At 54.5% G+C, this 26013-nt stretch carries 23 protein-coding genes; 11 read left to right on the plus strand and 12 right to left on the minus strand.

The window, feature by feature from the left end:
- Nucleotides 1-25 precede the first annotated feature (25 nt).
- Entirely contained in the window at nt 26-784 is a 759-nt protein-coding gene (locus QEN58_RS12385) for a TlyA family RNA methyltransferase (RefSeq protein ID WP_280103951.1), read from the plus strand.
- A 19-nt stretch (nt 785-803) separates the two neighbouring features.
- Here the strand turns inward: QEN58_RS12385 and mscK are convergent, their stop codons facing one another.
- On the minus strand, nt 804-4118 hold the full coding sequence (gene mscK / locus QEN58_RS12390; RefSeq protein ID WP_280106936.1) for a mechanosensitive channel MscK: 3315 nt from the start codon (nt 4116-4118) through the stop codon (nt 804-806).
- A gap of 215 nt (nt 4119-4333) precedes the next feature.
- Between mscK and QEN58_RS12395 the strand changes: the two genes are divergently transcribed.
- The 4 genes from QEN58_RS12395 to QEN58_RS12410 all read left to right on the plus strand — a co-directional run bounded on the left by QEN58_RS12395 (nt 4334) and on the right by QEN58_RS12410 (nt 6465).
- Nucleotides 4334-5365 carry a phospholipase A gene (locus QEN58_RS12395; RefSeq protein WP_280103952.1) on the plus strand — a complete coding sequence of 344 codons (1032 nt, stop codon included), beginning with the start codon at nt 4334-4336 and terminating at the stop codon, nt 5363-5365.
- Between the two features lie 77 nt (nt 5366-5442).
- Nucleotides 5443-5775, plus strand: coding sequence for an ElaB/YgaM/YqjD family protein (locus QEN58_RS12400; RefSeq protein ID WP_280103953.1), 333 nt, complete (start codon nt 5443-5445; stop codon nt 5773-5775).
- Complete coding sequence (locus QEN58_RS12405) at nt 5775-6179, plus strand: phage holin family protein (protein WP_071693730.1); 405 nt, start codon at nt 5775-5777, stop codon at nt 6177-6179. Before QEN58_RS12400 ends, QEN58_RS12405 begins: the two co-directional genes overlap by 1 nt.
- Nucleotides 6154-6465 carry a YqjK family protein gene (locus tag QEN58_RS12410; RefSeq protein WP_280103954.1) on the plus strand — a complete coding sequence of 104 codons (312 nt, stop codon included), beginning with the start codon at nt 6154-6156 and terminating at the stop codon, nt 6463-6465. The genes QEN58_RS12405 and QEN58_RS12410 overlap by 26 nt, the downstream gene beginning before the upstream one ends.
- A gap of 34 nt (nt 6466-6499) precedes the next feature.
- On the opposite strand, the gene QEN58_RS12415 is transcribed toward QEN58_RS12410, so the two are convergent.
- Nucleotides 6500-7684, minus strand: coding sequence for a BaiN/RdsA family NAD(P)/FAD-dependent oxidoreductase (locus QEN58_RS12415; protein ID WP_280103955.1), 1185 nt, complete (start codon nt 7682-7684; stop codon nt 6500-6502).
- A gap of 135 nt (nt 7685-7819) precedes the next feature.
- Between QEN58_RS12415 and QEN58_RS12420 the strand changes: the two genes are divergently transcribed.
- On the plus strand, nt 7820-8902 hold the full coding sequence (locus tag QEN58_RS12420) for an efflux RND transporter periplasmic adaptor subunit (RefSeq protein WP_280103956.1): 1083 nt from the start codon (nt 7820-7822) through the stop codon (nt 8900-8902).
- Nucleotides 8902-12036, plus strand: coding sequence for an efflux RND transporter permease subunit (locus QEN58_RS12425; protein WP_280103957.1), 3135 nt, complete (start codon nt 8902-8904; stop codon nt 12034-12036). Before QEN58_RS12420 ends, QEN58_RS12425 begins: the two co-directional genes overlap by 1 nt.
- 94 nt (nt 12037-12130) lie before the next feature.
- On the opposite strand, the gene QEN58_RS12430 is transcribed toward QEN58_RS12425, so the two are convergent.
- On the minus strand, nt 12131-12559 hold the full coding sequence (locus tag QEN58_RS12430; RefSeq protein ID WP_280103958.1) for a DUF3617 domain-containing protein: 429 nt from the start codon (nt 12557-12559) through the stop codon (nt 12131-12133).
- 147 nt (nt 12560-12706) lie between these two features.
- Between QEN58_RS12430 and QEN58_RS12435 the strand changes: the two genes are divergently transcribed.
- Nucleotides 12707-12916, plus strand: coding sequence for a zinc ribbon domain-containing protein (locus QEN58_RS12435; protein WP_039860079.1), 210 nt, complete (start codon nt 12707-12709; stop codon nt 12914-12916).
- A 6-nt stretch (nt 12917-12922) separates the two neighbouring features.
- Here the strand turns inward: QEN58_RS12435 and QEN58_RS12440 are convergent, their stop codons facing one another.
- From QEN58_RS12440 to QEN58_RS12455, 4 genes are all read right to left on the minus strand, one after another.
- Complete coding sequence (locus QEN58_RS12440; RefSeq protein WP_280103959.1) at nt 12923-13753, minus strand: ABC transporter permease subunit; 831 nt, start codon at nt 13751-13753, stop codon at nt 12923-12925.
- Between the two features lie 10 nt (nt 13754-13763).
- Nucleotides 13764-14675, minus strand: coding sequence for an ABC transporter permease subunit (locus QEN58_RS12445; protein WP_280103960.1), 912 nt, complete (start codon nt 14673-14675; stop codon nt 13764-13766).
- Between the two features lie 68 nt (nt 14676-14743).
- The gene (gene potA / locus QEN58_RS12450; RefSeq protein ID WP_280103961.1) at nt 14744-15925 is read right to left on the minus strand and encodes a polyamine ABC transporter ATP-binding protein; all 1182 of its coding nucleotides are present in this window, start codon (nt 15923-15925) and stop codon (nt 14744-14746) included.
- A 101-nt stretch (nt 15926-16026) separates the two neighbouring features.
- Entirely contained in the window at nt 16027-17130 is a 1104-nt protein-coding gene (locus QEN58_RS12455; protein ID WP_280103962.1) for a polyamine ABC transporter substrate-binding protein, read from the minus strand.
- A gap of 393 nt (nt 17131-17523) precedes the next feature.
- Here QEN58_RS12455 and ahpC point away from each other — a divergent pair, with 393 nt between their 5' ends.
- Both ahpC and ahpF read left to right on the plus strand, forming a co-directional pair.
- On the plus strand, nt 17524-18081 hold the full coding sequence (ahpC, locus tag QEN58_RS12460; RefSeq protein WP_425270329.1) for an alkyl hydroperoxide reductase subunit C: 558 nt from the start codon (nt 17524-17526) through the stop codon (nt 18079-18081).
- Between the two features lie 174 nt (nt 18082-18255).
- Nucleotides 18256-19812, plus strand: coding sequence for an alkyl hydroperoxide reductase subunit F (ahpF, locus tag QEN58_RS12465; RefSeq protein ID WP_280103963.1), 1557 nt, complete (start codon nt 18256-18258; stop codon nt 19810-19812).
- Between the two features lie 118 nt (nt 19813-19930).
- Here the strand turns inward: ahpF and phaC are convergent, their stop codons facing one another.
- The 5 genes from phaC to prmB form a co-directional block, all read right to left on the minus strand.
- Complete coding sequence (phaC, locus tag QEN58_RS12470; RefSeq protein WP_280103964.1) at nt 19931-21862, minus strand: class I poly(R)-hydroxyalkanoic acid synthase; 1932 nt, start codon at nt 21860-21862, stop codon at nt 19931-19933.
- A 125-nt stretch (nt 21863-21987) separates the two neighbouring features.
- The gene (locus QEN58_RS12475) at nt 21988-22401 is read right to left on the minus strand and encodes a phasin family protein (RefSeq protein ID WP_280103965.1); all 414 of its coding nucleotides are present in this window, start codon (nt 22399-22401) and stop codon (nt 21988-21990) included.
- Nucleotides 22402-22608: 207 nt separating this feature from the next.
- The gene (locus tag QEN58_RS12480; RefSeq protein WP_280103966.1) at nt 22609-23121 is read right to left on the minus strand and encodes a hypothetical protein; all 513 of its coding nucleotides are present in this window, start codon (nt 23119-23121) and stop codon (nt 22609-22611) included.
- Between the two features lie 80 nt (nt 23122-23201).
- Nucleotides 23202-24293: a chorismate synthase gene (gene aroC, locus QEN58_RS12485; protein WP_280103967.1), complete on the minus strand. Its 1092-nt coding sequence runs from the start codon at nt 24291-24293 to the stop codon at nt 23202-23204.
- Nucleotides 24294-24306: 13 nt separating this feature from the next.
- Entirely contained in the window at nt 24307-25266 is a 960-nt protein-coding gene (gene prmB, locus QEN58_RS12490; RefSeq protein WP_280103968.1) for a 50S ribosomal protein L3 N(5)-glutamine methyltransferase, read from the minus strand.
- A gap of 174 nt (nt 25267-25440) precedes the next feature.
- Between prmB and QEN58_RS12495 the strand changes: the two genes are divergently transcribed.
- Nucleotides 25441-26010, plus strand: a complete 570-nt coding sequence (locus QEN58_RS12495) for a Smr/MutS family protein (RefSeq protein WP_280103969.1) — start codon at nt 25441-25443, stop codon at nt 26008-26010.
- The last annotated feature ends 3 nt before the right edge of the window (nt 26011-26013 follow it).

The following is a 26013-nucleotide window of genomic DNA, read 5'->3' on the forward strand; positions in this document are numbered from 1 at the left end:
ACGCTTAGCGACACTCTCAATCACTATGATGCGACTCGATCAACTGTTGGTCAGCCAGGGGCTGGCCAACTCCCGTACCCGCGCCCAAAGGCTTATTCGGCACGGGCGGATAAGCCTTGCCGAGAACGGTAAGCCGTTAACCAAAGCGTCAGAAAAGTGGCCCGACGATACACGGTTCGAAGTAGAAGACGACCCCGAAGAGCGCTATGTATCGCGGGCAGGGTTGAAATTAGAAGCGGTACTTAAAGCACTTGAGCTGCGTTTTGACGACGATGTTGTGCTGGATATAGGTCAATCAACCGGCGGCTTCAGCGACTGCGCGCTGCGCTTTGGCGCCCGCCATGTGATCGGTGTAGAAGTTGGCCACGGCCAGCTTGCACCTGAGTTGCGCGGCGACCCACGCGTCACTTGCCTTGAGGGGGTAAATGCGCGCTCGATGAGCAGCAGTGAAGCCCTGAACAGCGTGCTGGCCACTCATCCCATCGATAGTGCCATCATGGACGTTTCCTTTATCTCCCAAACGCTGATTCTGCCCGAGATTGCTGCCCTGTTGCCATCAAGCGGTCAGTTGATCTCGTTGGTAAAACCGCAATTTGAGCTAACCCCTGGCGCCCTGGATAAACGCGGCGTTGTACGCGACCCTAAGCGCTTCACAGAAGTAGAAGCCAGTATTCGCAGCGCCTGCGAAGCTTGCGGACTGACTATTCGCCACTGGCAGGAGAGCCCAATTACCGGCGGCGACGGCAACCGCGAATTTCTTCTGCACGCCGTAAAGGACACTTAAAAAGAGGCTTAAAAGTGCATTATGTCGATGCTGAGGGCAACTGATTAGCCGACTGCACTTTAACCGCTTCACCCTGCTCAGGATGAAGCCACACATCCATCTGCTCAAATGCCACGCGTACACCCGCTTCCCGAAACAACGCATCCACCCGGCAATTAATTTCATCGGCGGCAAACAGCCGGTCGAGCAGATCGTTGACGAAAATACGCAGCTCAAAATTGAGGCTGTGCTGCCCGTAGCTTAAACAGAAAACCTGGGGTTCTGGGTCGGTTAGCACGCGGGGGTTTTCATCCGCCACCTTACGTAATAGCTGGTGCACCTTGGCCATATCGGAGCCGTGGGCTACGCCATAGGTGAGCACGACGCGGGTGATATTATCCGACAACGACCAGTTGATCAGTTGGTCGGTCACAAAGGTTTTATTGGGGATAATGATCTCTTTACGATCAAAATCGGTAACGGTGGTGGCGCGGATACGGATACGGCTGACGGTTCCGTGTAAATTGCCAATCGTGATGGTGTCACCAATACGTATCGGGCGCTCAAACAGAATGATCAAACCGGATATAAAGTTGGCAAAAATCTCCTGTAAGCCAAACCCCAACCCCACACTCAAGGCGGCGACCAGCCACTGTAGTTTATCCCAGGAAACGCCGAGGGTTGACAGACCCATGACAATCCCCGTACCTACAATGGTGTAAGAGAGCAACGAGCTAATGGCATAGGCGCTACCCTGCTTCAATGACAGCCGGGATAGCACCATCACTTCCAGCAGACCGGGTAAGTTGCCCGCCATGATAAAGGTAATAGCTACAATCAACAGGGCAGCAAAGATGTCTGATATCGATAGCGCGTTATCGACCAGATCCCCTTCTTGCGCCTCCCACAGTGACACGTTGTCCAAATAGCCGAGCACCGAGAGTAAGTCTGACCAGACCAAATAGAGCAGCGCACTAAAGCCAATCAACACAATCAACTTGGAAAGCCGCAGCGATTGGCTATTGATCTGCGCCATATCAAGCGGGGGTTCTTCGACTACTTCGAGACCACCTTCCGCACCCTCTTGTACTTGAGCACGACGACGGGCCAGAGCGCGGCGATAGGCGAGCCGCCGCGCGGCCACCGCGAGACTTCTCACCAAAGTAGCCTCCACCACGACCCATAGCCCCAGCAAGTAAAGGGTAATAGCGAACCGTCCCACTAAGCGTAGCGCGGTGTATTCGTAACCCCAGACCACTAGGCCCAGCAGCATAAGCGGCACCGACGCCATAGCGAGCCCTAGCATTAAGCGAAATAGGTGTACGCCAAATATGGGGATATGGGCCAGTATCAACTTCGCCAACCACCAGCTCATCGCCATCAAGCCAAACGACAACAGACCCAAGGCGACCGGACGCAGTGCTAGCGGTGTTTCCATCTCCCCGGACATTGCCGCAATGGCAATGACTGGCACCAAGGCAATGCCTAGCCCACCTAGCTGTTGGCGTAACTGGGCGGTGTACTGGGGCGACCAGGTAAAGTGGCGCTCGGCTACGCCATCGGCTACCAGGAGCCTACGTCCCCATGCGACTACGGCCCAACTCAAGGCCAGTTGAAGCAGCGCTGGGGCAACGCTATTAGCCAATGGCTCAGCGGCACCAAGCAGCCCAATGCCAATACCTGCTAATGCCAGCGGCCCGGGGAGCGCTAGCAGCACATTCAGCAGCACCGCTTTGGGGGTATGCAGTTGGGTATCGCTTTTCAACCGACCGATCTGCGAATGCAGCTTGGCCAAGCGGGCCTTAATCTGGCGTCGCAACCCGATTAAAACCAGACTTAACACCACCAGAGGTGCCCCTTTGAGTACCTCCCAAGAGAGCCCTTGCCAACGTGTGGGTAAAATGGCCCGCCACTCCCCTTCCTGCCACTCTAGCTGTAGGTTGCGCGGCAATTGACGTAGCCAATTAATATCTAAAGGGCGGCTATTCGCGACCCAAAATAGCTGCTCATTGATAGTTTTACGTAGCTCACTGGTCGTTGCGACTAGCTGCTGTTGGTTAAGCTGTAGTTCAATAGCCGCGCTTAATAAGCTGCCATAAGACTGTTCCAGTTGCTCGACCAGTTCACGGCGCGATTGATAAAGCTGCGAGAGTGAATTGACCAATCCAGGGGTCGCCTCTATGTTCGCCTCTGCTAAACGCGAGGTGGCGTACTGCTCGCTTTGACGTAGCTGGTCGCGCTGACGAACCAAATCAAACTGTTTTAAGCGCAGGTCGGCAATTTCGTCCTGTAAATCTCGTGGTGCCGACAAGGGAGGCAAGGACTTGCGCTGTTCACGCAGAATACGCGACAGCAGCTGGCTGCCGCGGATAGCCTCAATTTGCTCATTAAGGCTGCGCTGAAGCTGACGCACGTTCTCTAACTGCCGCTGGGCTTCAATATTGTCGCGCACTATACTGTTTGCGCGATCTGTCGCCCGCAGCAGCTCTAAACTTAGCATTTGATTGTTTTGCTGCTCTTGCACCAGCACCGGATGCCCAGCGGCGATTAACGGGTTATCCCTGGCGGCATCGGCAATGGCTTGCTCAGAGGCCAATCGGCGTTGCCGATCAATAACGCCTTGCAACATCGTTAGCTGCTGCTGTTGATAATCGATCTGCACCATCAACACATCACGGCGCTCCTGGGCTAATTCGCGCAGGCGGCTATTAGCGCTTAGCTCACGCTGATAAAAGCTTACTTCACATTCGGCCAGTGCCCGCTCAAGGCGTAATTGGATAAGCCGTGCATCGCTCAGTGCAGAAAGTTGGCGATCCGCTAGCAAAGCCTCGCGCTCATCGTGTTGTCGGCGTAAACTTTCTGCGCGTTGGAGAGTTTCAGCGATGGACTGCTGGGCACGTTCAGGCAGTGTTTGGGCGGCCAGCAGTTGCGAGTTCACTTCTGCCAGTTGGCTTTGCAACTGCTGCAGCTCGACCACGGCGTTAGTTTGCAACGTTTCCAGCTCATCAAGGGGGCGGTTGCTCAAGTCAGCCACCGTTAGCTGCTGGGAAGCCTCTTCCGCTTCGCTCAACTCGCGCTGCAGTCGTGCTAACATTTCAGGGGCTTGTTCTACTCGGGTGTCTAGAGCCGCTAGACGCTCGTCCACAGAAGCCAGCCGCTCATAAGCTTCAAGAGCCGCTTCCAGGGCCTCTTTATCGCTGACCTGCTGGGCGGTCAAGGGTTCTTCAAGAGCTTCTAACTGAGCAAGCCTTGATGCCAATTCAGCCTGTTCGGGCACCCGCTCAAGCATATTGGACTGAAGCGCAGCGTGGGCTGGATTAAAAGCGACACTGCTCATAACAAACAGCAGGAACAAACAGGTTATACTCCACTGACAGGCGCATCTCACCACGTTACGTATCAACACGTTACTTAGGGCCTCGCTGACATCAAATGCTCCGCAGAGACGGAGAATGATGCTATTGTCAGGCGTTCTGATGGTCAGCGCAATCAGAGGTGTTGACTTCCTCAGGCGGCGTGATAGAAACACGCTTGGCATTTGCCTATTCCTTTATTTTGCGAGTCACCTTGATGGTCACCCGAAAACTGCCGTTAACGAAACTTATTGTCCTGCTGAGTCTTGCAACTTTTAGTGCGAGTGCCGTCGCTGAGTCTCAACAAGAGATTGAGGAGCGTATCCGTGCCCTCAACGCCGAGCTGTATGACCTGCATCAACAGTTGCAGCAGATTGAGAGCCCCGAAGATGCCGCGCAGGGCATGCCGTTTGAACAGTTGCCTGAAGAAGCTGCACGGGAAGATTTAAGCGAGCGCCGTGAGCTTGAACAGGCATCAACCCGCAACCCGTTTTCCATCACTACCCACCGCACCAACTACCTTTTTCCAGTTAGCTATAACGCCAATCAAAACCGTGAAAGCTTCCGAAATATTTCTGGTGATACCCCGATTGATAACGTTGAGTTGAAATTCCAGTTTAGTGCCAAGGTTAATCTGGCGGAGCAGGTATTGGGCAACTATGGCGATGTTTACTTTGGCTACACCCAACGCAGTTGGTGGCAGGCTTATAATACTGACGCCTCATCGCCTTTCCGGGAAACCAACTACGAGCCGGAAGTGTTTATCGACTTTGACAATGCCTGGGGGGCGCTGGGCTGGGTGAATACCCGCAACCGAGTTTCCCTCAATCACCAGTCTAATGGACGCTCGTCTCCTCTCTCGCGTAGCTGGAATCGGGTTTATCTCGAAAGCACCTTTCAACGCGGCGACTGGGCGTTCACCCTGGCACCGCATTGGCGCATTCCAGAATCCTCAAAGGATGATGACAACCCAGATATCGAACGCTACATGGGATACGGCGATATTCGTCTCGCCAAACGCCTCAATAATAACCATGAAGTGAGCGGTCAGTTACGCGGCAACCCCAGCGCAGGGAATATAGGCACCCAGATTGATTACAGTTGGCCTGCTTTCAACAGTTTGCGGGCACATGTACAGTACTACTACGGATACGGTGAAAGCATGATTGATTATGATCATCGCGTGCATCGCTTGAGCCTTGGGTTTAGCTTAAATCCCTTATTTAGTGCGACAGGGCTGAACCGATAGGCTCACTTGCTTGTCTGTTGTTAGATGGCTGCTATGCTCATAGTAGTTAAATCATTCATTCGTCAAAGGAAGACTCCATGGCTAAACGTCAGCCCACTTACTCTACTCAAGCAGATCAACTCAAAGACGATCTGCGCCACTTGAGTGAAACCGTTGAAGAGCTGGTCAATGCGACCGCTAAAGATGCCAGCGGAGAGATGAACGATCTACGTACTCGTGCCGAACGCCGCCTGAAAGACACCCGCGCACGCCTTGAAGCTCGCGGCGAACGGATCTACGACGAAACTCGTGACTCATTGACCCAACAAGCCGATGCATGTGATCGCTATGTCCACGAAAACCCCTGGACGAGCATTGGCATTGGTGCCGCAGCAGGTATGGTTGTGGGTATGCTGCTCGGTCGACGCTAATGGCTTTGGGTCCAACCCAACGCGTCTTCTCTGCCGCCAAACGCTTGCTGAAATCGCTGATTGCTAATAGCGAAACCCGTCTGCGTTTGGCGGTGTTTGAGTTAGAAGAGGAACGTGCTCGCCTACTGGTTTTGCTTCTTCTTGCAGGAGCAAGCTTACTGCTGCTCTTATTGGGCATTGCCACCCTGACAGCCTTGGTAGTGGTTCTGTTCTGGGATACTTATCGCTTAACCGCCATTGCCATCAGTGCTGGTGTGTTGATCGGTGCCAGTTTGCTACTCGCGGTTATCGCGATTCGCCAGTCCAAGCAACACTCTCTTTTAAAAGAAACACTCAAACAGCTGGCTGCAGACCGAGCACTGCTTGAGGAGCCAAGTGATGAAACCATCCGCAGACACCGCTAAGCCGCCAACAAAACCCCTTAGCCGCGCTGAGCGCAAAGCGCTGCTGCTGGCTGAGCTGGAACAGCAGCGCGTAGATATTTTGGTCGAAAGTGAATATTTACAGCAAGCCGCTTCACCACTGGATAGAAACTGGCAAAGCTTCAAGCTACCGCTTTACGCTGTCGGTGGCTTTGCTGCATTCAAGCTAATGCGCCATCCAGGCGGTGCCATGGCAGCAGGCAGAAAGGCGCTTGCGGGCTATATGCTGTTCAAGAAGCTTAAATTATTATCCAAAGTGGCTACTTAAGCTTGTTGCTCTTGCCCTGGGACAGTGGGGCCGCCTAGCAAGATTGACCGCAGGCCACCCCACTCGCCCACGCCCATTGAAAGTTATACCCGCCAAGCTCCCCCGTTACATCCAATACCTCACCGATAAAGCGTAACTGCGGCAACTCTTTTACTTCAAAGGTTTTGGAGGAAATCGCGTCGGTATTAACACCGCCCATGGTGACCTCAGCGGTACGCCACCCTTCTGTTCCCGCTGGCTTCAGTTGCCAGGCATTGATTCTTTCCGCCCACTCCTCCAGCGCTGCGTTGGCATACTGAGCCAAGGGCCGCGCCAAGTCATGGTCGGGATACCACTCCAGCAGTGCTTGCGCAAAGCGTTTCGGAAAGCGTTCGCCAAGCCAAGTAGAGAGCTGACGCTTAGGGGTTCCTTGTCGCGCCTCGCGTAGAGATTCCGCCACGTTTTCAGTGGGCAGCAGATCAATACTGATGCTCTCCCCTGGCTGCCAAACGCTGGATATCTGTAGCATCGCCGGCCCCGACAAGCCGCGGTGGGTAAACAGCATAGGATCCACAAAGCGGCGGCTGCCAGAACTAACGGCTACTGGCACGCTCAAACCAGAGAGCTCAGCTGCGCGCGCTTTCCAGGTATCGCTTAAGGTAAACGGTACCAGTCCAGGGCGAGTATCAAACACCTCCAGACCAAATTGACGGGCTATGTCGTAGCCAAACCCGGTCGCACCCATGCTCGGAATGGAAAGTCCGCCGCTCGCCACTACCACCACCCCTGCATCTATTTTACCTATGGAGGTGGTTAGACGCATGGCACTGCCCTGCTGCTCCACGCGGGTAACTTGGGTGCTAAGCCTGATCTCAGCCCCCGCCCACTCACATTCGGTCAGTAGCGTACGGACAATCTCTTTGGCCGAGGTTGCACAGAATAGCTGACCCGGCGTTTTCTCAACATGTTCAACGCCATGGCGCTCAACCAGCTCAACAAAGTGCTCTGGACGATAGCGTTTTAGCGCCGAAATACAAAAGTAAGGGTTTGATGAGTAAAAGTGCTGTGGCGTAGTGCCAAGATTGGTAAAGTTGCAACGGCCGCCCCCGGACATGAGAATCTTCTTGCCCGCTTTGTTAGCATGATCAAGCACTAAGACCCGCTTTCCGGCATAGCCCGCTTGCGCTGCGCACATCAAGCCTGCAGCCCCAGCGCCGATGATGACGACGTCATAGATCATAATGGACAGCTCATATTAAGGGCGATTCCCGCCGTAAAAGGCAGGCATTCTAACAGGGTCGCTCTTAAAAATTATTATATAGCCGAATTACTCTATACAATAATTGTATAAATATTATCTAACGCTGAGAACACTATGCTTTTGCCTTTTCATCGACGACGGCTGTTGCGACTCACGCTCGTGCCTCTCACCCTACTGCTTTCCAGTGTGACGTTCGCCCAATCGGCGCCGTCCATCATCGGCACACAGGCCATCGTGACGACTTGGTCCGATCCACTAGAAGCCTTGGGAACCCTTAGTGCCGATGAGAGCGTTACGCTATCAGCTACCGTCACGGACATCGTTACCGAGATCAATTTCCGTGACGGCGAGCAGGTCGAAGAGGGGCAGTTGCTTATTCGCCTGGAGGATGCCGAAGAGCAAGCGCAACTGAGGGCGTCCCAGGCACTTCGCGAAGAGCGGCGCAATGCGTCAAATCGCGCGTCCCAGCTGCAAGAACGCAACCTGGCGGCCCGGGCCGATGTAGAAGATAGCCAATCACGACTGCGTCAAGCAGATGCCGATATTCAAGCGATCGAAGCGGAATTGGCCAATTACCAGATAAAAGCGCCTTTCAGTGGCCGTGTCGGCTTTCGCAATATCAGTGTCGGCGCCCTGGTCACCCCGGGCATGGATCTGGTGACGCTCGATAAATTGGATGTTATGCAGCTCGATTTCAGCGTCCCCGAAGTATTTCTCGGCCGCCTCTCACCCGGCTTAATGCTAAATGCCACGACTGCGGCCTACCCTGACGCCCTCTTTAGCGGTGAAATTGCCGCCATCGGCACACGGGTGGACCCAGTCACGCGCAGCGTAAGCGTCCGCGCTGATCTCGAGAATACCGATGGCCGCCTGCGCCCTGGCATGCTGATGGAAGTGATCGTTCAACAACGCGTACGCGATACTGTCGTTATCCCTGAGGCTGCCATAGAGCCTAGCGGTGACCGCCACTTCGTGATGCTAATTGAGCAGAGTGAAGGCAGCACTCGCTTGGCACGTCGCGAAGTGTCGATAGGCGAACGGCGCAATGGCGAGGTGGAAATTCTTGAGGGACTCACCGCCAACGATTTAATTGTCTTTCATGGTCTACAGCTAGCCAGAGATGGGCAAGAAGCCAGGTTAATCGGGATCGCCGATGACGAAACCGGTATACGAGCGCTGCTGGAGGCCGACCGCTAATGCGCTTCTCGGATATCTCTGTACAGCGACCGGTACTGGCGATGGTGATCGCGGCGCTGATTGTTGCCTTTGGTCTGCTAGCGCTCAATCGTTTGCCGCTGCAAGAGTACCCCACCATCGACCCGCCAGTGGTCACCATCGATACCCGCTACCCAGGCGCCTCGGCCAGCGTTGTCGAAACACGTATCACCCAGGTATTAGAAGACCGCATTGCGGGTGTTGAAGGCATCGAGCTGATTACCTCACAAAGCGAAGATGGTCGCTCTCAGGTCGAGATCGAGTTTGGCATCGATATGGATATCAACGCCGCCGCCAATGATATTCGCGACCGCATCTCCGGCGCGCTGCGCAACCTACCCGACGACGCTGACAACCCAGAGGTTACCAAAGCCGATAGCAGCGAAGAGATAGTGGTGTGGCTAAGCCTTTCCGGCGAAGACTACTCCATCACCGAGCTGACCGACTACGCTAACCGCTTTCTGGTCGACAGCCTTTCCGTTCAGCCGGGGGTGGCACGGGTGCGTGTCGGTGGCGGCAGTGACTACGCCATGCGGGTGTGGTTGGATCGCAATGCCTTGGCCGCACGCGGACTCACCGTGAGCGATATCGAAGATGCGCTACGGGCAGAGAACGTAGAGCTACCGGCAGGCTCGCTTGAATCCAAAGACCGGCAGTTTATTGTCCGCCTCCCCCGCAGTTTTGCCAGCGCCGAAGATTTTCAGCGCCTTGCCCTCAGTTCTCCTCAAAACCAGGAGGAAAACGGCTATCTGGTGCGCCTTGCTGACGTGGCAAGAGTAGAAGTCGGTGCGGTGGAGGACCGTTCTGTCTTCCGCTCTAACGGCATCCCCATGGTGGGCCTGGGGATGATCATGCAGTCGACGGCTAATGTGATCGAGCTATCCGAGGCCGTACAGATTGAACTTGAGCGCCTGCAAGGTACGCTGCCCGAAGGCATGTCGCTAAGCCTGAACTACGACGCATCGCTGTTCGTCTCCGGGGCGATTGAGCAGGTCGTTATGACGCTGTTTATCGCCATGGGCTTGGTGGTGGTGGTGATCTTTATGTTTTTGGGTAATTTGCGCACCACTTTGGTACCTGCGGTGACCGTTCCGATTGCCGTTATTGGGGCTTTTACCGCGCTGGCGGCGATGAACTTCTCCATCAATCTGCTAACGCTGCTGGCGTTGGTGCTGGCGATCGGCCTGATTGTCGATGATGCCATCGTCGTGCTGGAAAATATAAACCGGCGTATGCACGACTACGGCGAGACACCGCTAGTCGCTGCCTTTCGCGGTACCCGGCAAATCGCCTTTGCCGTCATCGCCACTACCCTGGTGTTGGTGGCGGTTTTCCTGCCACTCAGTATGTTGCAAGGCGATATTGGCCGACTATTTTCCGAGTTCGCACTGACCATGGCCGCTGCGGTCGTGGTCTCTACGTTGCTGGCACTGACGCTTACACCGATGATGGCGTCTAAAATTCTGAAGCCGGGCATGCACGACAGCCGGATTGGCAAAGCCGTACAGTGGCTGCTCAGCGGCACTCAACGTCGCTATCAGGCCACGTTAGAGTGGATGCTCAAAATGCGCTGGCTGGTGGTAGCCGCATTTGTATTACTGATGGGAGCTACCGCCTGGCTGGCCACGGTACTGCCCAACGAATACACGCCGCAGGAAGATCGCGGTAACTTTATCGTATTGGTGAATGGCCCAGAAGGCGCCACCTTCGACTACATGATGGACTACATGGATGAGATCGAAGCGCGGATGACGCCACTGGTGGAGAGCGGTGAGCTGGAGCGCGTCGTCGTTCGTGCCCCTCGTGGCTACGGCAACATTGAGAATTTCAATAGCGGCTTTATTATCGTCAATATGGCCGACTGGGGCAGTCGACGCAGTGCCTGGGAGATCATGGGCGAAGTACGCGAAAAGCTGCGTACCTTGCCGGGGGTACAAGCTTTCCCGGTCATGCGCCAAGGGTTTGGGCAACGTACCCAGAAGCCGGTGCAGTTTGTGCTGGGCGGCGGGACTTACGAAGAGCTTGCCCGTTGGCGGGATACGCTGATCGATCATGTGCGTGAAAACAACCCGCGCTTGATGGCACTGGAGAGCAACTACAACGAAACCCAACCGCAGCTAAGAGTCGATATTGACTACGAGCGCGCCGCTTCGCTGGGCGTTACGGTTACCGAGATCGGTAGAACGCTTGAAGTGCTGTTAGGTGGCCGTAACGTCACTCGCTACGTGGATGACGGTGAAGAGTACGACGTCATTTTGGAAGGTGACCGCGGCAGTCAAAACAGCCCGAGGGCGTTAGATAACATCCAGGTTCGATCTGCTCGCACAGGTGAGCTGATCCCTCTGGCCAGCCTGGTCACCCTCTCCGACTTTGCTGGCGCCAGCACCCTGAACCGCTTTGACCGTATACGGGCGATTACCATTGAAGCCAACCTGGCGGATGGCTACCCGCTCGGCGAAGCTTTGGCCTATTTAGAGCAGAGCGCCGCCGAGCTACTGCCCGAAGAGGCGCAAACCAATGTGGCAGGCGCCTCGCGGGACTTCCAAGAGGCCAGCGGCGCCACCGCGTTTCTGCTGATACTGGGTGCGCTAGTGGTCTTTTTGGTGTTAGCAGCGCAGTTCGAGAGCCTGATCCATCCCTTCGTGATTATGCTCACAGTGCCGCTCGCGATGAGCGGCGCGCTCCTCGCCCTGCTGCTAAGCGGTCAGTCGCTTAATATCTACAGCCAAGTTGGCTTAGTGCTGTTGATTGGGCTGGCGGCGAAAAACGGCATTTTGATTGTCGAGTTTGCCAACCAGCTGCGCGATGAGGGGAAAGCGTTCCGCGCGGCGTTGATTGAAGCCTCTGTGACGCGCTTAAGACCCATCTTAATGACTGCCGTGACCACCATGGCCGGCGCCATTCCGCTGATTATTTCCACGGGTCCTGGCGCAGAATCACGTTTGGTGATCGGCACTGTGATTATGGCGGGGGTCGGCTCGGCCACGCTGTTTACGCTGTTTGTCGTGCCCGTCGCTTACGATCTACTCGCTCGCCACACGGGTTCGCCAGGTGCCGTTAAGCGGCAGTTGGAGGAGGAAATTGCTAACGCGCCAGGCAGCGCACCAGATTCATAAAGACGGCAAGCCAAAAGGGCGCCCCAATGAGACGCCCTTTTGGAGAGCTACCGGTTAGTTATTAACAAATTAATTATTAACTAAGAGGCAGTCATTACTCACACTCGCCAAGGTACTCGCCTTCAATTACGGTATTCATGCTCAGCTCACCCATAGGTGATTGGGTAAGGATATCGACGCTACCTTCGATACGCTCGCCCATAAACCGCATTTCGCCATCGATAGTGGCTTCGCCACCCTCAGCACGGCACACCATGCTGTAGCTTAGGCCGTCCGCAGTCATCTCCTGGTCGAGCAGCTCACAGCCTTCTTCTTCCTCGATGAAGCCGAATTCAGCGCCCTCAAGCTCTTCCTGACTAATACACTGGCGTTCGGTTTCAGTTTGATCCGGGATTTCCATTTCGCCGGTGACACTGGTTTTGCTCACAAACTCCCACTCACCAGCGGTGACATTGGGGGTTTCAGCCAACGCGACCATCGGAAAGGCCACTAGGGCCGCTACTGCCATGTTACGTAACATCATCGCTACTCTCGCTGCGTTGCTTTGGGAACTTAAATCCTGAGATATCCTACCTGATTCAATCCCACGATGCCCTACCCGACAACCACACTGCTACACTCATTGGGTAAGAAACTGATCTAGCGCATCCGCAATATAAGGTAGCCAACCATGCAAGACGACGCCCTGGTCAATTATGACTTTCACTGCCCCTACTGCGATTCGCCGCTGACCTTCCTGATTGATACGTCACAGGGCAGCCATGACACCTGGGAGGATTGCCACCAGTGTTGCGCGCCCATCCAGCTACAAGTCATCGTCTCACCAATGAGCGGAGAACTCGACAGCGTCGTCGCTGGCCGCGACGACGACGTGCTATAGCTTGACCTAACCTTCTCGTAGAGCAGCCTTCCGCCGGGTCTCATTACGGCGCATGAAAAACCACGCCAACAGTGTCGCCAGCGATACCGTTAGGATGATCAATGTGGCAAGCGCATTGATCTTTGGTGACACCCCCATACGCACCGACGAAAATACCACCATCGGCAGGGTGTTGGCCCCTGGCCCAGAAACAAAGCTGGCGATCACAAGGTCATCTAGCGAGAGGGTAAACGCCAGCAGCCAGCCTGCGGCCAACGCGGGGCTAATGATCGGCAGCGTGATAGAGAAGAAGGTTTTCACGGGAGGTGAGCCCAAATCCATGGCGGCCTCTTCGATAGAGAGATCCACTTCCCGCAGGCGCGCAGCCACCACGACCGCTACGTAGGCACTGCAAAAGGTGGTGTGAGCAATCCAAATGGTTGCCATGCCGCGATCGGCTGGCCAGCCGGTAATCTGCGCCATCTGTACAAAAAGCAGCAGCAACGAAAGACCCGTGATGACTTCAGGCATTACCAGCGGCGCCGTGACCATACTTGATAGCGCTGTTTTGCCACGGAAGTGGCCATAGCGTGTCATTACAAAGGCTGCCACGGTGCCCAGGCAAATCGCCATGCTGGCCGCGAAAAACGCGATGCGCAGGCTCGTCCATACCGCCGACAAAATCTGCTGATCACGAAACAGCTCGCCGTACCACTGGGTGGAGAACCCCGCCCACACCGTGACCAACTTTGAAGCGTTAAACGAATACACCACCAGCACAAACATCGGCAGGTAAAGAAACAGTAGGCCAAGTACCAGCATGACCGTCGAAAAGTTAGGCCGTCGCATTCTGATCATGATTCAAGCGTCACTCTTGAAATTCGCGGGACTGGTAGCGGTGGAACCAGACAATAGGCACTAGTAACAACAGTAGCATTACCATGGCCAGCGCCGACGCCACGGGCCAGTCGCGGTTGAGGAAGAACTCCTCCCACAGCACTTTGCCGATCATTAGCGTGTCAGGGCCGCCTAGCAGCTCAGGAATCACGAACTCTCCTACCGCCGGAATAAACACCAGCATTGAACCGGCAACTATGCCCCCCGTAGAGAGCGGCAAGGTGACTTTGATAAAGGTATTGAGTTTGCGCGAGCCAAGATCAGCCGCGGCCTCTAACAGCGAGTTATCCATGCGCGTCAAGTGGGCATACAGCGGCAGCACCATGAACGGCAAATAGGCGTAAACAATGCCGATGATGACCGCAAACTGGGTATTCATCATGCGCAGCGGCGAATCGATCAAGCCAACACCTATCAATAGGTTATTGATTAACCCACTGTTACTCAGAATCCCCATCCAGGCGTAGACACGAATCAAAAACGACGTCCATGATGGCAGCATGACCAGTAGCAGTAGCAACAGCTGCCAGCGGGCCGGAGCTCGGGCCATGGCATACGCCATCGGGTAACCCAACAGCAAACAGGCCAGCGTGGCGATAAATGCCGTTTTCACCGAGCCCCAATAGGCGGCGATATACAGCGAGTCAGAAAGCAGGAAGAGGTAATTGCCTAAATTAAGAAATACATGCAGCGTCTGGTCGGCGTACTCAAGCAGCGGGCCATAGGGCGGAATCGCAATCGCCGCCCCGGAGAGGCTGATTTTGAGCACCAGCGCAAAGGGCAGTAAAAAAAACAGCGTCAGCCACACGAGCGGAAACGCGATCACTGCCCGACGCCCTAACTGCAAGCGTTTGAGCAGTGCTGAAGAACGAGATAACTTCATTAAAGGCAGTCTCCTCGCGGTAAGGAATGCGTCACTATCACCATTCAAAACGTTAGCAGCTCAAGACGCTAGCGGTTCAGAACAATCGTACTGTGATCTTCCCAGTAGACATACACACTGTCTTCCCAGGTGGGTCGATCACCACGACGCTCGGTATTGGCCATACTGACTTTAATGATCTGGCCCGACTGGGTGCGCACGTAATAGAGCGAGAAACCACCCAGGTAGGCGATATCATCCACCTTGCCTTCCGCCCAGTTATATTCAGTGGTGGGTTTCTCGCGGGTTAGCCAGATTTTTTCAGGGCGCAGCGCGACCCAAACCCGCCGATTCGACGCCTGGGTGGTAATACCGTGGTCAATATAGATGGGCCGCTCGAGCGCGGGAGCGGCGATGCGGCAGTGGTCGGCAGCGTCTTCGATAATCTCGCCTTCAAACAGATTCACCGTGCCGACGAATTCCGCCACCATGCGGCTCACCGGGCTTTCATAAATATCGATCGGCGAGCCTATTTGCTCGATCCAGCCATCGGCCATGATCGCTACACGGTCGGCCATGGTCATCGCCTCTTCCTGGTCGTGAGTGACCATAATGCAGGTCACGCCGACCTGTTCGATGATCTCGACCACTTCTAGCTGCATTTCAGTGCGCAGCTTTTTATCCAGTGCGCCCATGGGCTCGTCTAACAGCAACAGCTTGGGCCGCTTGGCCAGCGAACGTCCCAGCGCTACCCGCTGGCGCTGGCCGCCAGAGAGCTGGTGCGGTTTGCGCTTGGCAAAGCGCTGCATATGCACCAGCTTCAACATTTGCGCGACGCGAGCGTCGATATCCGCTTTGGGGAGCTTGTCCTGTTTTAAGCCAAAGGCAATATTCTGTGCCACCGTCATATGCGGAAATAGTGCATAGGACTGGAACATCATATTGATAGGCCGCTTGTGCGGGGGCATAGCGGTGATATTCTCACCGTCTAATAAAATCCGGCCTTCGGAGGGCGTTTCAAAGCCCGCCAGCATTCTCAGCAGGGTTGATTTACCCGACCCGGAGCCACCTAACAGCGCAAAAATTTCCCCGCGCTTAACCTGCAAATTGACATCATCCACCGCCAGCGCATCATCAAACCGCTTGCTTAAGCGCTTCACTTCCAGCACCACATCCTCAGCGAACCGCGGGGTTTTGCCCTGGGGCCGCGACGTTGAAGGCGTGATGGGTGAAGCAGATGAAGGCTCGTTCGACAGGGGCGTAGTGACCATTCGCCACTCCCATCAAAAGGCCCGGAAACCCGGGCATTAAAAAAGACGAGCAGCGAGCCACAGAGAATTAACCCCAGGCTCGCCGTCGGATAAATATCGGTTTAACGACCAGACTTTACGCGGTTCCAAATGCGCGTACGTGCACGCAGCACATTTTGAGGCTTTTCAGCCTGCACGTATAGGTTTTGCATGACCTCGGTTTTCGGGTAAATAGCCGGGTCATTGATGATTTCATCAGAGAGGTACTCATCGGCCGCCGCGTTGGGATTGGCATAACGCACGTACTCGGTAATTTCAGCGGCGATTTCAGGGTCGAGGATAAAGTTGATGAAGGCGTGAGCGTTTTCACTGTTCGGCGCATCGGCGGGTACTGCCATCATATCGAACCACAGTGCGGCGCCTTCTTTTGGAATGCTATAAGCGATGGTGAAATCACGACCAGCTTCTTCGGCACGGTCAGCGGCCTGGAAAATATCACCCGAGTAGCCAGCGGCTACGCAGATATCACCATTCGCCAGGTCGGACACATAGCGGGAAGAGTGAAAATAGGTCATGTCGTCGCGAACGTCGGCAATCAGTTCGCCAGCCGCTTCAATATCGTCCAGATTTTCACTTAGGGGGTCAAAACCCAGGTACGCCATGGCGGGCGAGAGCATTTCATCGGCAGAGTCCAGCATCGACAAGCCGCAGCCCGCTTCGCTCAACGCGGCGGTTATTTCAGGATCAAACAGTAGTGCCCAGCTATCTACCGGCGCATCATCACCCAAAATTTCTTTTACCCGGTCAACGTTATAGCCGATCCCATTGGTGCCCCACATATAGGGAACCGAGTATTCGCTACCGGCGTCAATGGTTTCCAGGTTGGCCATCAGTTCTGGGTTGAGATTATCTAAATTGGGCAGCAGCTCATGGTTAAGCGGCTGAAAAACACCGGCTTTCACTTGGCGGGTAAAGTAGTAGGTAGACGGTACCACTACATCGTAGCCGGAACGCCCGGCGAGCAGTGCAGCATCCAAAATTTCATTGCTGTCATAAACGTCATAAGTCACTTCAATGCCGGTACGCTCGGTAAATTTTTCCAGCGTTTCGGGGGCAATGTAGTCTGACCAGTTAAATACCCGCACCTCTTCGGCGTGGGCAGCGCTAGCCGCTGCGGCGAATGAGATAGCCGCAACGGCCGCGGAAAGTTTGTGGATGTTCCCCATTATCACTGCTCCTGTTGTCACAACTCATCATTAAACAAACCAGCATTCACTAAATAATTCAGCCAAATGTTTTGCCAAGTGTCTTCATACCAAGTTCGCCCTGCTGCTGCCGGCAACAGCCCTCACGGGCTAACAATAGCGTAGGACATAATACTGACCGTGCGAATTTTGCGGTGCGGTGACGCCTACCGCAAGCCAATGTGAAAAATTCTTGTATTTTGCCCTACCGACCCCATTAAGTAGCTAGTAAAACAGAGACCTTTTATCCGCTAATAGGCCAATGCTATTGGTCAGATGGTTTTTTTAAATTTTAGACATTAGTCGCTAGCCGTTAGCATTAGCACTACTTTATGAACACTTCACTCATTACAACTGGAGATTATCTGAATGTCCTTGATCAACACTGAAGTAAAACCATTTAAAGCTACTGCTTACCTAAATGGCGAATTCGTCGATGTGACTGAAGCGGATCTGCAGGGCCAGTGGTCTATCTTCTTCTTCTACCCGGCTGATTTCACCTTTGTATGCCCGACCGAGCTAGGTGATCTGGCCGATAACTATGCTGAGTTCAAGAAGCTGGGCGTTGAAATCTACAGCGTTTCAACCGACACCCACTTTACTCACAAAGCGTGGCACGACAGCTCTGAGACCATCGGTAAACTTCAATACCCGATGATTGCGGATCCGACACTGCGTATTTCACGCAACTTCGAAGTATTAATTGAAGAAGCCGGCCTTGCTGAGCGCGGCACCTTCGTCGTCGATCCCGATGGCAAAATCCAAATTGTTGAAATCAACGCTGGCAACATTGGCCGTAACGCTGAAGAGCTGCTGCGTAAAGTGAAGGCCGCGCAATACGTCCGTGCCAACCCGAACGAAGTGTGCCCGGCTAAATGGAAAGAAGGCGAAGAAACCCTCGCGCCTTCGCTGGATCTTGTAGGCAAAATCTAAACCGCCTATATCTTTCACGCGCTTGCGCCTTTTTACGTAGTGCAAGTCCGTGCAGATCCAACACCCGGGTTTCACCCGGGTGTTCTGTTTTAAAACTTTGTAAAAAATATTAATGATTAGCACCGTCACACACGTGTGTTCAATACGTCTGTTACCTGCGAGGAAGCTACTGTCATGCTGGACGCCAATTTAAAATCCCAGTTGAAAGCGTATCTGGAAAAAGTGACTCGGCCGTTCGAGATCGTTGCCTCCCTCGATGACGGTGCCAAGTCGCAAGAACTTCTCGGCCTGCTTGAGGACATCAGCAGCTTAAGCGATAAGATTACCCTACACAGCGATGGTCAGGACGACCGCACACCATCGTTTGCGATTAACCGCCCGGGTGAAGAGACTGGCGTGGTGTTTGCCGGCATCCCCATGGGCCATGAGTTCACGTCGCTGGTGTTGGCGCTGCTGCAAGTCGGCGGCCATCCGCCCAAAACTTCTGCCGAGCTACTCGACCAAATCAAAGCCCTCGACGGCGATATGCTTTTCGAGACTTACTACTCGCTCTCGTGTCAGAACTGCCCAGATGTGGTTCAAGCGCTTAACCTCATGGCTATTTTCAACCCGAACGTTCGTCACGTCGCTATCGACGGTGCACTGTTTCAGGATGAAGTTGAGTCGCGGGAAATCATGTCGGTGCCGAGCATCTATCTGAACGGTAAGCCGCTCGATCAAGGCCGTATGACCCTTGAGCAGATTTTGGCCAAGGTTGACACGGGGGCCGCCGAACGCGATGCCAAAAAGCTCAACGAGAAAGCCGCTTTCGATACACTCGTCATTGGTGGTGGCCCGGCAGGCGCGGCGGCCGCCATTTACTCAGCGCGTAAAGGCATTAACACCGGCGTTGCCGCTGAGCGCTTCGGTGGTCAGGTGGCTGACACCATGGGAATTGAAAACTTTATCTCTGTTTCCCACACCGAAGGCCCCAAGCTGGTTAGCGCGCTTGAAGAGCACGTAAAAGATTACGAAGTCGATGTCATGAACCTGCAGCTTGCCACCTCCTTTAAGGCCGCCGAGGTGGAGGGTGGACTGCACGAAGTCGTCTTTGAATCCGGCGCAAAGCTCAAAAGTAAAACCCTGGTTCTGGCGACCGGCGCCCGCTGGCGCGAAATGAATGTGCCCGGCGAACAGCAGTACCGCAATAAAGGGGTGGCCTACTGCCCTCACTGTGACGGCCCGCTGTTCAAAGGTAAACGGGTAGCGGTGATCGGCGGTGGTAACTCTGGCGTTGAAGCGGCGATTGACCTGGCGGGTATTGTCGGCCATGTCACGCTCGTAGAGTTTATGGGTGAGATGCGCGCCGACGCGGTGTTGCAGAAAAAGCTCAAGAGCCTGCCTAACGTCGATATCATTCTCAACGCACAAACGACCGAAGTGACGGGTGATGGCAGCCGTGTCAATGGCTTGAACTATAAAGACCGCACGTCTGACGAGAGCAAAACCATCGCACTGGAAGGTATTTTTGTTCAGATTGGTCTGGTGCCTAACACCGAGTGGCTGAAAGGCTCACCGATTGAAATGACACCCCGCGGTGAGATCATCGTGGATGCTCACGGTATGACCTCGGTGCCCGGCGTATTCGCCGCAGGTGACGTTACGACGGTGCCCTACAAGCAGATCATCATTGCCATGGGCGAAGGCGCAAAGGCATCACTGGGCGCCTTCGACTACTTAATTCGAAATTAACGACTTAGCAGAATCGATCCTTTTGACGTAAAAGACCGTGACGTCTAGCCCGCTGATTTCAGCGGGCTTTTTTTTGGGGTTTTGGGCATCTGCTACGCCATTGAACCCAGCTAAGTAATTACTTCTTAGTTGGGATTTCACCTAGCACTTCAGGAATGGTCGCTTTTACATAGCGCCCTGGCGCAGGCTCAATCACCTTGATTTCACCATCACCAGGGTGGCGTACGGGCACCATTTTTTCGCTATCGGCATAGCCATTTTCGGTCATCCACGCCTGCCAGTGCGGCCACCAGGACCCTTCATGAGCCGTAGCATTTTCCAGCCACTCTTCGTGAGTTTCCGGCAGTGCGTCGTTAGTCCAGTAGCCGTACTTGTTCCTATGGGGCGGGTTGACGATACCGGCAATATGCCCCGAACCGCCTAGCACAAAGGTAACCGGCCCCTTAGGTAGCAACGCCCCATAGTAAGTACTGTTCCATTTGGCGATATGATCATCTTTGGTGGAGACGAAATAGCTGGGTGTCGATACCTTGCGCAGGTCAATTTTCACGCCATCCAGCTCTATGCCACCTGGCTCAACCAAGCGGTTTTCTAAGTACATATGGCGTAAATACCAGGCATGGGTACTTGCGGGTAAATTGGTACCGTCAGTATTCCAGTAAAGTAGATCAAACGCAGCGGGGGTTTCACCCTTCAAGTAGTTATTGATGTAAAACGACCAAAATAGATCATTTTCACGTAGCAGGTTGAAGGTGTATGCCATTGAACGGCCATCAAGGTAGCCCTTCGCGTCTAGCGTTTGCTCAATCCCGGCAACCACTCGCTCGTTAAGAAATACGCCGATGTCGCCTGGATCACGAAAATCCTGCAACGTGGCCATATAGGTCACCGATTTTACTTTGCGACCTCGCCGAGTGCTGGTGAGGTACGCCACCGTAGAAGCGGTTAGCGTGCCGCCGACGCAATAACTAAGTAGGTTAACCGACTTCTCGCCACAGGCTTGCTCGATGGCTTCCATCGCGCTAATCGGACCCATCTGCATATAGTCAGCCCAGGTGATATCGCGCTGCTCAGGGCCTGGGTTACGCCAGGAAATCAAGAACACCGTATGGCCCTGATCCACCAGCCATTTCACCATTGAGTTGTCTTCGCGCAGATCGAGTATGTAGTACTTATTGATCCACGGCGGCACCATCAACAGCGGTGTTTTAAAGGTCTTTTCCGTTGTTGGCGTGTATTGAATCAACTGGATCAGTTCGTTTTCATATACCACCGCGCCGGGGGTTACGGCGATGTTTTCGCCCACGCCGAAGGCGGCGCGATCGGTCATGCGGACATTAATGCCTTCAGCAGAGTTACCTAAATCTTCGCGTAAGCGGGCTAAACCATCCACCAAGTTTTGACCACGGGTTTCAATGGTACGGCGCATGACCTCTGGGTTGGTGGTCATAAAGTTAGTCGGCGCCATCGCGTTGACCAACTGTCGCGCGTAAAACATCAAGTTACGCTTCTGAGTTTCGTCCAATCCACTTAAGCTTTCGATCAACTCTTCCACCATCTGCGAGAACAGTAAGTACTGCTGCATAATGGCCATGTAGTGTGGGTCTTGAGTCCATGCGTCGTCTTTAAAACGGCGGTCACTTTTGTCCGGGGTGATCAGCGGCGTGACCTGCTCACCTGCCATGCCACGCACGGCATGCTGCCACAATAGCCACTGGTCTTGTAGCAAACGGCTCTGGGTTTCCCAAAGCAGGGTAGGGTTTTGCATTAGCGACTGCGCACCCGCTTCAAAGCTTTCGCGCATATCACTGTAAATTGAGTCGGCGGCTTCACTGGGTGCGATACGGGAAAGCAGATCCTGCATCAATCCCTGGTACTGTTCACTAATCTCTTTAAGCTGATTGTTCCAAGCTTCAATCTCCGCTGAAGATAAACCTTCAGGCAGCCCTTGGGAAAGCCCTTGGGAAAAACCTTCAGAAAGCCCTTGAGACAGGCTGTCAGAGAGCCCTTGCGATATTGCCTGGAACGGGTTTTGCCATGCTGACTGCATACTTATTCTCCCTACGCCTATCTTCAGACGCACCGACCGCTTTGGCTATGACCAATTTTAAAATATATAAGCACAAGCTTATAAATACATCGCGGCGCCCTTGGGCGCCGCGATGAGTTCACTAATCAGCTCTTACGCGATGACTGACTAGAGGCTTTGGCAGGTTGCTCGCTTTTATTAGCAGCAGCCTTAGCTTGCTCGGACATTTGCTGGCCGGCTTCGCTGAACATTTTTTCCATTTCAGACTTAAACTGCAGGCTCATCTCGCTCATTACGCGCGCGTCTTCCTGCATCTGCTGGGAAAGCTCGTTCATCATTTCAGCTTGCTTGGTGCCGAAATCACGCAGGCTTTCTGCGTCTTGAATTTCAGTAGCGCTTCGCATGCGCTCGGTCCCCATCTGGCTGTAGCGCTTCATGGCTTCCAGCTGGTACTGGGTCATTTTTTCCATGTTGTTGAGCATCAACGAATTGATTTTCCGCATGGGCTCAAACATTTGCTTAGTTTGGGCGTTAAAGGCGTCCATCATGTTGTCTTGCATAGTGTCTGCTCCTGTTTAGTTCCTTGGCATGAGCCTTGGAGTGACTCATCTTGATGTAGCATTGCTGCACTGCAAAAAGAGTAATCCCTGGCATGCTGCATTGCAACAACGTTGTTGCTTCCAATAATGCTTTGCCGTATTACCCTGCCCTACCTCAACAGGCCTGACGCTGCCTGTTAAATTAATGCGCGATAACTGACTACGAACCTATGCATCGCTGCGCTTGGATTTAGAACGCGTGCTTGAGCCTGAACGGGAGCGCGACGACGCTGTTGCCTTGGTCTTGCCACCACTACTGGCGCTTTTATTGGCACTGTTATGAGTATTAGCACTGCTCGCCTTGTCACTGGCCGCACCGCTTTTAGTGCCGGTATTACCGCCCTGCTCAGCTGCGCTGCCGCTAGCCGAGGAGGTACTAGTGGTTTTAGTGCTGGCACTGCCCGCTTGGCGCAACATGTCCAGCATCATTTGCTGATAAGTGCCGAAGTTGGCTAGCCCTTGAGACAGTCCTTCTGATAACCCCTGAGAGAGACCTTGCTGCATCATTGGCTGCTGGAGAAAAGGCCGCATCAGGCTCATGGGGTCGTAGCCTTCTACCCCAGACTCCATCTGTCGTTGGATATTTTCCAGCAGGTTTCTCTGGAAAGCCTCGACATCCGGCAGACCGAGTGATTGACGAAATTCGTCCGGAGTAAGATCAAACTCAACGTTAATCTTCATAGGCGGCAGCTCCTGCACTGTTTTTCATGCATTTGTTTTGTTTGAGTGTAGCAGTGAACTGCAAACCTCACCGTATTGTGTCAGCGCTGGGTTAAACGCGGCGTATCAACGCTCACCCCACCATTTTGTCCGCGCTGACGCAACCAGTGATCCAGCAGCGTAATCGCCATCATCGCCTCTGCGATGGGCGTTGCGCGAATTCCCACGCAGGGGTCGTGACGCCCTTTGGTAATCACTTCGACGGCCTGACCATGAACATCAATGGAGCGACCCGGTGTGGTGATACTGGACGTCGGTTTTAGCGCTAAGCGAGCCACAATGGGCTGGCCGCTAGAGATACCACCGAGCACGCCACCGGCATGATTGGAGAGAAAGCCTTCTGGCGTCATCTCGTCACGGTGTTCACTGCCCCGCTGGGCGACACAGCCAAACCCTGCACCTATCTCAACACCTTTTACCGCATTGATACTCATCAAACCATGCGCCAGATCAGCATCCAGGCGGTCAAACACGGGTTCGCCCAGCCCTACTGGTACGCCTTCAGCAATCACGGTGATCTCAGCACCTACCGAATCCTGATCGCGACGCAGCTGATCCATGTAGGCTTCCAGCTCGGCGACGCGATCTGGGTCAGGGCAGAAAAAGGCATTTTGACCTACTGCCTCCCACTGTTTGAAATCAATTTTGATGGGGCCTAGCTGGCTCATATAGCCGCGAATATGGACGCCTTGGGCGGCCAAATATTTCTTGGCAATCGCCCCAGCCGCTACCCGCATGGCGGTTTCACGGGCGCTGGAGCGCCCGCCGCCACGATAGTCGCGGTGGCCATATTTATGGTGATAGGTGTAATCCGCATGAGCGGGGCGAAACTGCTCTTTGATTTTTGAGTAGTCGTTGGAGCGCTGGTCGGTATTCTCGATTAGCAGACCAATAGAGGTACCGGTGGTCTTGCCCTCAAACACCCCTGACAGGATGCGCACTTGATCAGGCTCTTTGCGCTGAGTGGTATGCCGTGAACTGCCCGGCCGACGGCGATCCAGATCGTGCTGCAAATCTGCTTCGCTTAACGGTAGCCCCGGCGGGCAGCCATCAACGATCGCGCCGAGCGCAGGGCCGTGGCTCTCACCGAAGGTAGTGACGGTAAATAGTTTGCCAAACGTATTGCCAGACATGGCGGTTAGTTCCTCACTGGAAAGACGCCGCATGGGCGTCGAGTTCAGCGGCGCTCAAGGCTAATACGCCCTGGCCGCCACGCTCGAATTCAAGCCATAGGAAAGGCACGTCGGGAAACGCCGCTTCCACATGGCGATCAGAGTTGCCGACTTCTACAATCAGCCAGCCTTCATCGGTTAGGTGTTCCCGCGCTTCACGCAGTATGCGCCGCACAATGTCCAGGCCATCGCTGCCTGCGCCCAGCGCTAACGAGGGCTCATGACGAAATTCGGCAGGCATGGTAGCCAAGTCGCGGGCATCCACATAGGGCGGGTTGGAAACAATGAGATCAAAACGCCGACCTTCCAAGCCGTTAAATACATCCGATTCCACCGCTCGTACCCGGTCGCCCACATCATGGCGGGTAATATTTTGCCGTGCCACGGCCAGGGCATCCTGGCTGATATCGGCAAGCGCCACTTCACATGTGGGCAAATAGAGCGCCGTAGCGATGCCGATACAACCGGAGCCCGTGCATAGATCCAGTACGCTAGCGGGCGGTTCTTCGGGAAACCAGGCGGCAAAGCCATCTTCGATCAGCTCGGCAATCGGCGAGCGCGGAATCAGCACGCGCTCATCAACGCTAAACGGGTGACCGGCAAAGAAGCTTTCGCCGAGCAGGTAAGGCAACGGGCGGCGAGTGGTGACCCGCTCCCGCGCCAGGGCAATAATCCGCTGGCGTTCAACGGGCAGCAGCCGCGCTTCTAGCACGCTGGGATCAATATTCCACGGCAGGTGCAGCGCGCCTAAGCAGAGCGCCACTGCCTCATCCCAAGCAGAGTCAGTGCCATGGCCATAATGCAGGCCCGCCAGATAAAACTCGCTGGAGACCCAGCGCAGGTAGTCGCGCAGCGTAAAGAGCTGGCTCACCAGCAACGACTCCGACAGGGAAAGGGTTGAGTGAGAATTCTCAACATTAAGATGCGTGGTCACAGCGGCTCCTGGTTAACGATAATCACGACTTCAGGCAATAGAGCCTGAGCCATATGACGAATAAAAAGATTGTACCTTTCACTTCGTCCGGTTCACAGCAACGCTCAGCCCGCTATACTGTGCTCTTTTAGCTGACGCACCCTTTCTAACCCTATTTTTCCACCTGAGCCTACCATGACGCGACACCGCCACCTGCCGAATGATGACGATATCAGTGCCTTCCGCGACGCCTTGAAGGCGGCGGGTGTACGCCCTATCGCCACCAATCAGGCCGACCCTGGCAAACCCAAACGCGATGGTAAGGCGCAAGAAGCGCGTCGCAACGCGGCGGTTGAAAGCAGCGCCCCGCAATCCACAGGACGCACCTCGGATGGCCGGGTGGAAGCCGTACGCCCCTCCGAGTACCTGGAGTTCAGCGTGCCCGACTTGCCATGGCGTACGTTTAGCCAGTTAAAACGCGGCCAAACGGCGTGGCAAGCGGGGCTTGATCTACATGGCTATACGCTGGAGGAGGCCCGCGTGGAGCTGGAGAGTTTTCTAAGCGATTCGGCTGGTCAGGGTCTGCGCTGCGTACTGGTCGTGCACGGTAAAGCGTGGGGCACTACCTCGGACTTTCCGGTGCTCAAAAGCCATACCAACACCTGGCTGCGGGAATGGCCTGGGGTGCTGGCGTTCTGCTCGGCCATCGATATCGACGGTGGCACCGGGGCAGTCTATATATTGCTGCGTAAGCGTGGTCAGTAGTCG

Source organism: Halomonas alkaliantarctica (genome assembly GCF_029854215.1).
Classification (GTDB): Bacteria; Pseudomonadota; Gammaproteobacteria; order Pseudomonadales; family Halomonadaceae; genus Vreelandella; species Vreelandella alkaliantarctica_A.

Excerpts from the sequence above, each read along its gene's own strand:
- QEN58_RS12440 (WP_280103959.1), bottom strand. The coding sequence starts at position 13,753 with ATGATCAGAATGCGACGGCCTAACTTTTCGACGGTCATGCTGGTACTT.
- QEN58_RS12385 (WP_280103951.1), top strand. The coding sequence starts at position 26 with ATGATGCGACTCGATCAACTGTTGGTCAGCCAGGGGCTGGCCAACTCC.
- QEN58_RS12400 (WP_280103953.1), top strand. The coding sequence starts at position 5,443 with ATGGCTAAACGTCAGCCCACTTACTCTACTCAAGCAGATCAACTCAAA.
- aroC (WP_280103967.1), bottom strand. The coding sequence starts at position 24,293 with ATGTCTGGCAATACGTTTGGCAAACTATTTACCGTCACTACCTTCGGT.
- QEN58_RS12425 (WP_280103957.1), top strand. The coding sequence starts at position 8,902 with ATGCGCTTCTCGGATATCTCTGTACAGCGACCGGTACTGGCGATGGTG.
- QEN58_RS12410 (WP_280103954.1), top strand. The coding sequence starts at position 6,154 with ATGAAACCATCCGCAGACACCGCTAAGCCGCCAACAAAACCCCTTAGC.
- QEN58_RS12430 (WP_280103958.1), bottom strand. The coding sequence starts at position 12,559 with ATGATGTTACGTAACATGGCAGTAGCGGCCCTAGTGGCCTTTCCGATG.
- QEN58_RS12495 (WP_280103969.1), top strand. The coding sequence starts at position 25,441 with ATGACGCGACACCGCCACCTGCCGAATGATGACGATATCAGTGCCTTC.
- QEN58_RS12395 (WP_280103952.1), top strand. The coding sequence starts at position 4,334 with ATGGTCACCCGAAAACTGCCGTTAACGAAACTTATTGTCCTGCTGAGT.
- QEN58_RS12435 (WP_039860079.1), top strand. The coding sequence starts at position 12,707 with ATGCAAGACGACGCCCTGGTCAATTATGACTTTCACTGCCCCTACTGC.
- phaC (WP_280103964.1), bottom strand. The coding sequence starts at position 21,862 with ATGCAGTCAGCATGGCAAAACCCGTTCCAGGCAATATCGCAAGGGCTC.
- QEN58_RS12455 (WP_280103962.1), bottom strand. The coding sequence starts at position 17,130 with ATGGGGAACATCCACAAACTTTCCGCGGCCGTTGCGGCTATCTCATTC.
- QEN58_RS12480 (WP_280103966.1), bottom strand. The coding sequence starts at position 23,121 with ATGAAGATTAACGTTGAGTTTGATCTTACTCCGGACGAATTTCGTCAA.
- QEN58_RS12475 (WP_280103965.1), bottom strand. The coding sequence starts at position 22,401 with ATGCAAGACAACATGATGGACGCCTTTAACGCCCAAACTAAGCAAATG.
- QEN58_RS12405 (WP_071693730.1), top strand. The coding sequence starts at position 5,775 with ATGGCTTTGGGTCCAACCCAACGCGTCTTCTCTGCCGCCAAACGCTTG.
- QEN58_RS12445 (WP_280103960.1), bottom strand. The coding sequence starts at position 14,675 with ATGAAGTTATCTCGTTCTTCAGCACTGCTCAAACGCTTGCAGTTAGGG.
- QEN58_RS12420 (WP_280103956.1), top strand. The coding sequence starts at position 7,820 with ATGCTTTTGCCTTTTCATCGACGACGGCTGTTGCGACTCACGCTCGTG.
- potA (WP_280103961.1), bottom strand. The coding sequence starts at position 15,925 with ATGGTCACTACGCCCCTGTCGAACGAGCCTTCATCTGCTTCACCCATC.
- ahpF (WP_280103963.1), top strand. The coding sequence starts at position 18,256 with ATGCTGGACGCCAATTTAAAATCCCAGTTGAAAGCGTATCTGGAAAAA.
- QEN58_RS12415 (WP_280103955.1), bottom strand. The coding sequence starts at position 7,684 with ATGATCTATGACGTCGTCATCATCGGCGCTGGGGCTGCAGGCTTGATG.